The sequence below is a fragment of the Paenibacillus terrae genome (assembly GCF_000943545.1).
Taxonomy (GTDB): domain Bacteria; phylum Bacillota; class Bacilli; order Paenibacillales; family Paenibacillaceae; genus Paenibacillus; species Paenibacillus terrae_A.
Genome location: NZ_JTHP01000138.1, coordinates 1 through 7139, shown reverse-complemented (window position 1 = coordinate 7139; position 7139 = coordinate 1). Strand labels below are relative to the sequence as shown.

General features: G+C 35.6%; 7 protein-coding genes and 1 pseudogene. 6 read left to right on the top strand and 2 right to left on the bottom strand.

Features of this window, described 5'->3' with window-relative positions; translation table 11 throughout:
• The first annotated feature begins 439 nt into the window (after nt 1–439).
• The 4 genes and pseudogenes from QD47_RS28985 to QD47_RS31330 form a co-directional block, all read left to right on the top strand.
• Entirely contained in the window at nt 440–1633 is a 1194-nt protein-coding gene (locus tag QD47_RS28985) for a ParM/StbA family protein (protein WP_044649381.1), read from the top strand.
• Nucleotides 1634–1691: 58 nt separating this feature from the next.
• Complete coding sequence (locus QD47_RS28980) at nt 1692–2132, top strand: hypothetical protein (protein WP_044649380.1); 441 nt, start codon at nt 1692–1694, stop codon at nt 2130–2132.
• Nucleotides 2133–2527: 395 nt separating this feature from the next.
• Complete coding sequence (locus QD47_RS28975; RefSeq protein WP_044649379.1) at nt 2528–3022, top strand: hypothetical protein; 495 nt, start codon at nt 2528–2530, stop codon at nt 3020–3022.
• Between the two features lie 72 nt (nt 3023–3094).
• Nucleotides 3095–3377, top strand: a pseudogene (locus QD47_RS31330) (ATP-binding protein); the annotation flags it as partial.
• Here QD47_RS31330 and QD47_RS32005 read toward each other — a convergent pair.
• Nucleotides 3326–3577: a hypothetical protein gene (locus QD47_RS32005; protein ID WP_044649378.1), complete on the bottom strand. Its 252-nt coding sequence runs from the start codon at nt 3575–3577 to the stop codon at nt 3326–3328. The pseudogene QD47_RS31330 and the gene QD47_RS32005 overlap by 52 nt on opposite strands.
• 737 nt (nt 3578–4314) lie before the next feature.
• Between QD47_RS32005 and QD47_RS28965 the strand changes: the two genes are divergently transcribed.
• Nucleotides 4315–5670, top strand: a complete 1356-nt coding sequence (locus QD47_RS28965; protein WP_044649377.1) for a replication-relaxation family protein — start codon at nt 4315–4317, stop codon at nt 5668–5670.
• A 190-nt stretch (nt 5671–5860) separates the two neighbouring features.
• Here QD47_RS28965 and QD47_RS28960 read toward each other — a convergent pair whose 3' ends face one another.
• A complete protein-coding gene (locus tag QD47_RS28960; RefSeq protein ID WP_044649376.1) occupies nt 5861–6130 on the bottom strand; it encodes a hypothetical protein in 270 nt (89 codons plus the stop codon).
• An 839-nt stretch (nt 6131–6969) separates the two neighbouring features.
• On the opposite strand from QD47_RS28960, the gene QD47_RS33840 reads away from it, so the two are divergent.
• Nucleotides 6970–7092, top strand: coding sequence for a hypothetical protein (locus QD47_RS33840; protein ID WP_268794283.1), 123 nt, complete (start codon nt 6970–6972; stop codon nt 7090–7092).
• The last annotated feature ends 47 nt before the right edge of the window (nt 7093–7139 follow it).

The window sequence follows — 7139 nt, the reverse complement described above, 5'->3', positions numbered from 1 at the left end:
ACGACGATAATTTAATTAAAGAATATATTTCTTCTACTATATAAAACCAAAAATAAATATAGAATATAAATAAAATCTACACCTATAAATACATTCTATAATATAACTTATGATATAGAATACATTAACAATTGGTCGTTAATGTAGAATATACTTTTCTTTTTTTATAGAATATAGCTCCACATTTCTATCCGATCTCCTATTCTACATATAGAATACAATTAAAATGTAGGCTATATAAATTATCTATTATATTCTATAATTTAATCATTTTTTCGAATATGATTTCTATATGTAGAATATATTTTGGGTATAGGATATATTTTTTGACTTGATTCTCAACCTCTTTGTGATATAATCGGTATAAGTTAAGTTAATTGAGTTAACTTAACTTAACATAAGTTAAGTTAATATTACCACAAAATTGGAGGTTTTACATTTGGAAAACAAACCTTTTAATCTATTTGGAGGTTCAGACGCAGGGAACACAACAGGTAAAATATCTTTTATAAATCAAGAGGGTAATATTCAAAGTATTTCTATTGCTACGCTGGTAGCGCCGGCTGATGAGAAAGGAGATCCTCTAAAAAATAACAATAAAGTTTCTATGACGGATCGGCTACATGTCTACATACAATCAAAGGCTATAAAAGGTACTTATTATTATGTAGGTAACTTTGCACGTGACAAGAAAGATGTTGAACAGCCTAATGGGGGTCCAAAATTTTCAAGTGAAATGCATTTTGTTACAGAATTAACTGGTCTTGCAATTGCGGCTGCTTCTTTAGAAGAATATTATGTTACTCACCATTATGCAGGTGGGCTTCCTATTGAGGAATTCAAAGTGAGAGGCGGGGAATTCCTTGAAAAAATAAAGGGAGAACACAAAATTGAATTTTTAGACGGTTTATTTTTAGGAAAAACTGTTACGATTAACATTACAGGCGGTGAAGTTAATATTGAGGGGGCTACAACTTCTTTAGCGTTAACAAACGATATTGTGAATAATAAGATTATTGAGCTACCGACCGCTAAAGATTTTGATGAAAACGACTATGTTTTAGGTGACTTGGGCGCAGGTACAACAGATGTTGCTTTGTTCCAAGAGGACGGACTTAATGGAATAAATAGTACGAATTTTACATTTGGTACAAACAAAACTATCGATGCTATAATCGCAGAAATATCAGAAATTCAAGATTTTAAAGATACTCATGCATTTTTGAAAGAGAACAACATTGAAATAGAATCACCATTTTCTAATCGTGAACAATTTATAAATCAAGTTGTTAAGCCACAAGTGAAACAAATGATAAAAGACAAAAAATATGAACCAAAATTTAAAATTTCCTGGGGACGAGTAGTTGATGTCGACGTAACGGAAATAGTTCTTAAACATATGGAAAGCTATTCCCAAGAAGTAGACAAAAACTTCAAACTATTTTCTTATACAAAAGCGGCAAATGTACGAAATTTTTATTTAGTTGGTGGTGGAGTATTATTCGGATACTATTATTTCCGAAATATGGAGTTTTACAAACTTCCCGATATCAAAGTAATTGAGGAAGCTCAATACTTCACAAGTCGCGCTTATCTTATAAATTCGTTCGTTTCTCAAATGGTAGGAAATTAATAGCCAATAACAAGCAACCGAAAAAGGGAAGGGTATTTGTATTTAAAGGGGGTAAATTATGAGTGAACAACACAACCTGAAGCAATTTGTAAGAGGGAAGGGGTTTACATTTACCCCCTCCCGTATTCCCGATAATAATGGGTTTGATTATATCATCGAGCTAAATCAATTATTGCGAGATAGCCATGAAAGTCAAAACAAGTTTATGGAGACAATGTTAAGAGATGCTATTGCATATAATAAATTAAAGTCAGCAGGACTCCTTAATCATATTAATGCAGATATCACTTCGGGTGGAAGTCCTACAAATACCACCCAAGCAGCAACTCCACCTAAGGAAACAAATCATTATGAGAATAATCATACTACTGGAAATTCTAACAAACCTGAGGTAATGTCCACCGAATTTATTACTACAGGGTCCTCAGAAGACAAAGATATGTCAGATGTGGCAATGCGCTTATTGGCAAGGGCAAAGAAAACGAAATTAAATGTTTAGAATTTCAACCATTACCTTTATATATACTCTTTTATTTAACAGAGTACATATAAAGGTTTTTTTCTATAGATTAGGGCTGCTGCGAACGTTATCTTGTGTGGTTAACATAAAATAGATTATCGTAATACCCTATGAATGTGTATTTAAATATCTTAATGACACGCTTGATTATGTACAGTTTTACTTTAATTAGATGGCTATAGCCAGAACCTTGACTAAACCTATGCAACATAGTCAAGTACATAATAAATTACTATAGATAAACACCTGATTACTAATCTCGGAAAACAACATTTGTTTACAGTTTTTAAGCGAATAACTCATAAGGATTAGGAAAGAATATCATGGTGCAAACCCAAAATATGATTTGTTAAAAATAAAAGGGAGGAAAACAAATGGATTTTTCTAATTGGGCCACTGGTAACTCTCGGGGACACACCGTTGGACCTATATTTGTTCCAGAAGGCAATGAAATTTCAGGAATAGAAGTATGCGAACAGGCAGGATTCGGGGTTGTTGACGTTCGATTTCATTTCAGAAATCAAAATTCCACTACAAGCGAAGAAAGCCAAATGACTGGATGGATAGCTAATAATCATGCTCACAATATAAAGTCTGTTTTTGTTGACAATGATAAAACGGTTATTGGACTGCAAGTTAAAGAAGCAGCTGGGTTCGGGGTGGTTGATATACGACTTATTTACAAGAAAAAGAATGGGACTTCAACAAATGAACCATTTAGTGATTGGGTAACCGATAACCCTAGCTTCAATTGGTTGAAGGAAACACTGATTCCAGGGGAGGGACACGCTTCTGGTTTGGAGGGAAGAGAGGAAGCTGGTTTTGGTATCGTCGATCTACGCCTAGTTTACGATGATATTAAAGTCTAGCACATCTTTTTGAACTACAAAATATACCGTCTGGCTCCTCCCAGACGGTATATTTATTGGAGGCGATTGAAGTCACCGGCACTGAAGTGGAAGGAGTCATCGTCCTATTTGATCAATATCCCCTTCCATTCGTCTCATTATACGATCTCTGGTGCTGGTTTGGCGAGCGGGGAGGTATACCCAAACCAGGGGAAATCAGTTTAGCACACCGAGGGATTTTAATTCTGGATGAGTTGCATAAGTTTACCGTCATGTGCTAGAAGTGCTGCGCCAACCTTTGGAAGACCACAATATTACGATCAGTCATTCACGTGCTGTTTTTAAGTATCGGATGCATTTCTTACTTGCTTCTTCTTTTGTTAAAGAGGAATCGTCCAGATCGCGGGAATTTTCCGCATAAAAAGCCACCCAGCCCGATGCAATCAGACCGTCAATGCATTCCCAATTCTCATCCGGCAGCGTGATACTCAGCCGCTTAGACGTTCCGATTTTCTTCCGGCCGGCGCCTGGCCGTTCCCCTTCAAAATTCTTGCTATTAAAACGCTCCGATCTCATGATTTTTGCCTCTAAAATCATTTTACTAGATTAATAAGTATTTATTTCTAAATTCTTTCCCTAGAAAGGGGGACCAACTTGCTGTTTGTCCTCCAAAAGCTTAACTCATTCCTAACCTAAACAATCGGATTTCAATTTAGCAATTCTTCTGAACGTCTCGCAAATTGATGGAGAGCATTTTTAAAGCCGTTAAAAAGTAATGGTCAAGCTAATACTTAAACAGAAGTAAGAATTGGTGATTCATTTTCTGTATGCGCAAAAGAATGCTACTTCACTAAACAACTCAAAATAATAAAAAAGAAGATAAATACTGTATAAGCAAGCCAAGTAAACAAATTCAGGGCATTAACTTAAGTTAAGTTAACTTAAGCTAACTTAACTTAAGTTAAACTCTGACTTTGAAAATTTACCTATCTATAGGTTTCTTGCAGAATTCATTGTTCAATTTTAAAAACTCTATTGTCCTTAGTGGAATATAAGGTGTATTTTCAAGTGGAATGGAAAGTGGAATTACAAGTTGAAATTAAAGTGGATCTACCACCTTACATTCCACCATACTTTACACCTTTAATTACACCTTTAAAAATAGTCCTAATGCTTGATATGCTTGAATTCTCATTTAGAATCTGATAGTTTGATTTTATTATTATAGAGGGTTAAAAGAAGCGTGAATAAATACGTTCAAAGGAACGCATGAATATGAGCCCTTTTTAGGTTCTATGAAAGGAAGGTTTTTTATGCCGAACGTAGGGGTTTACTACTTTAATAACACTGAGTTGAGCATCATAACATCTTTATTCATATATCGTAGCGGCACAGCAGAGCAAATTACATATATGATTCAACCTGAGTTGGCGAAAAAAATCACAAATAAGAAGGATGAGGTAGCCGGTTATAGCGGTCGAACAAAATATATAGCTAGATTATGTAATAATTTAGCTAAGAGGAATCTTGTGACTACAATGAAGACGCCACATTCGATGAGATTGGTCTATTTTCTCACACAAGAGGGTTTAAATTTTGCATATACAGTACTTGGGATAGAAGAGCACTCCTCAAGCCTCGCTAGTGGGTGGTCTGGTGATTATGGCTACTTTGATTATCATCTTTATAAACCTTCAATTGAAAGATTTATGCATCATAACCTATCTGTAAACTTTCACATTCAAATGTTGCATCATGCATCCCTAAAACAATTCAACTATGAATTTATTGATAATCGTTATGCCTCGAGAGAATTTACATTAGTCAAAGAGGGGAGGAAGATGAAAAGGTTCTTTCGACCAGATGGAGAATTTAAAATTAACGACATAAATCATTATTGGATAGAAATTGATATGTCTACAGAACGCGGTGAAAAATTAGCAGACAAATTTGAATCCTATCGTGATTACTTAGATGTTATTTCTGAGGGAATACCATTTTCCGAAATGAATGAGACTCCTCATACAATTGTCTTCCATTCATCAGCAATCTATATAGCAACACGATGGATATCTGTTTTGAATGCCTTTTTGAACAAAATGAATCATTACACAGGCTTAATAAATTTCAGACTTACCAACAACTCAACTTTAGAACATGCAGTAGTAGCTGAACTTTCACGAGAAGAACATCAGAACAAAGTGCTTAAAAACTTGCAATTTTATCTAATGAAGGAGGAAGGATTTTTAGGGTTGCCAGATACACGTTCTCAAAAGCCAAACTTCATAAAACTGTTGCCCTCCGATGAAAAAATATTAGGATGGTCGCCCAACATTATAATTGTTGATAAAAGTGACGGAACAAAACAGATTTTTCTTTTCGAACGTTTTGAAGGAATGGAAAGTATAGGACTTGCTAGAATCGTTGATTTCAATAAAAAATTTAAGTCCTTAGAAATAGGAAAAACCGAGCACATAAAAGAAATTATCCCTGTTTTATATTTTTTCGATGTTGTACCTAATGCTCAATCCTACACGATGACATCTGCAGAAAATGATTTACGTGGGATCTTTAACAAATTGATTTTGCACGATGCAAAAAATAACCTATGGTTAGATGGGAACGATCAAAGTCAGATTCATACTAACCCGCTGATGTACAGATGTTAACAGCTGTGGCAGTATTGAATTTAACAAGGATTCTTGTAATTTATTAATCTCGCTGAAAAACGTACCTTCAGCGAGAATTTACGGCTGGACAAGGAAAAAATTATTTTACCTTTTTGTGCTCTCTTTTCAACAGATCAATTCAATTTAAGTAGAACAACACACTTGCGTTTCGATGGTATATTCTCCATTTTTATTTAATATGCCGTCGTTTTCTTTTCAGCTCAGGTACGATGCATTCTGCGATCCTATTTGTGCTGTCTGAAAATGCCTCTTCAATAAACGTCTCCATAACCCGGCTTGTAATCATTTCAGGCGTAATTTCATACTCCGTGTTGACTCTTTTATTAATAGCGTCACAAATCATCTGCAGTTGGTAATGACTCACCCTACTAATTCGAAATGTGATGACTCTGTATCTCCATGTTTCCTTCCACCATTGATAGATCGAATCAATAACCATACGTTATCACCCCGTTCTTTATTCAATTAACGTAATATACTCCACACACTGCGCCCCTCTAATCTACCCTCAACACTTTTTAAAATCTCCGTTTTTGGTTCACTTAGGTCTTTTGATAAAGCTGTGCTATATTCAGGCTTTAGTTTTTTAGATTTGGTGGATGAACCTTTTGGAAAGGCAAGGTCTGAAACATTGAGTTGAGTATGAGGCCTAGGGAATGGGGCGTTATTAAACAAGGCATCATAATTAAGTGTTGGAGCTATCTGTAGTACGATGCATTTTGTATGCAGGGCGTATCGAATCAAGGCATGTGTAGCATGGGCTAAATACGGCGTTCCTAATGCTATTTGAAACTCCCCAACCCGATTATATAGGGTTTTACCAACCCTCACTTTAAAACGATCCCGATTCCCTGTGATTTGTATATATTCATCAATGGAAGCGGCGAATTCATTCCCTAAAAATAGTGAATTCTCATAAGAAAAATTTCGCTTATAGTAAGCGCTAAAAAATCTGATGCAATCCTCATTGTGAACCGCAGCATCTATCAGTAAGACACCGATCTCACCCTCTGGGATTTCTAGGTGCCTTGCAATTCGATGAATCCATACCCGAAAGACATCCGGTACATACGGAGCAATTGATTTTTTTTTATTCAGATCTTTCTTTTCGCGTTGAGATACGCTCTACTGTCACATTATATCCCCCCAGTAATAAGGCTGTAATATAGGCACTCCGTTCCTTAGTTCCTACTTTAATCTATGTCTCGTCCAGGTATAATAGAACGCAGTGTTGACCATACTAATGCAATAAAACTAGTTTGACAGGAGGTAAGATGTATGAAAAAAGGATTGCAACTTAAAATGGGGCAGAAAGAACTTGAATCCCTTGCTAAGAGTACTGTTGAAACGGCTAAAAAATTGGGATATCCCCTAAAAACCAAAAAAATGGTCCGTCCGTAGAGGAGGCCACTGAAAAAGTCCCCCAGCTCACCAAAAGAGACAGTTCT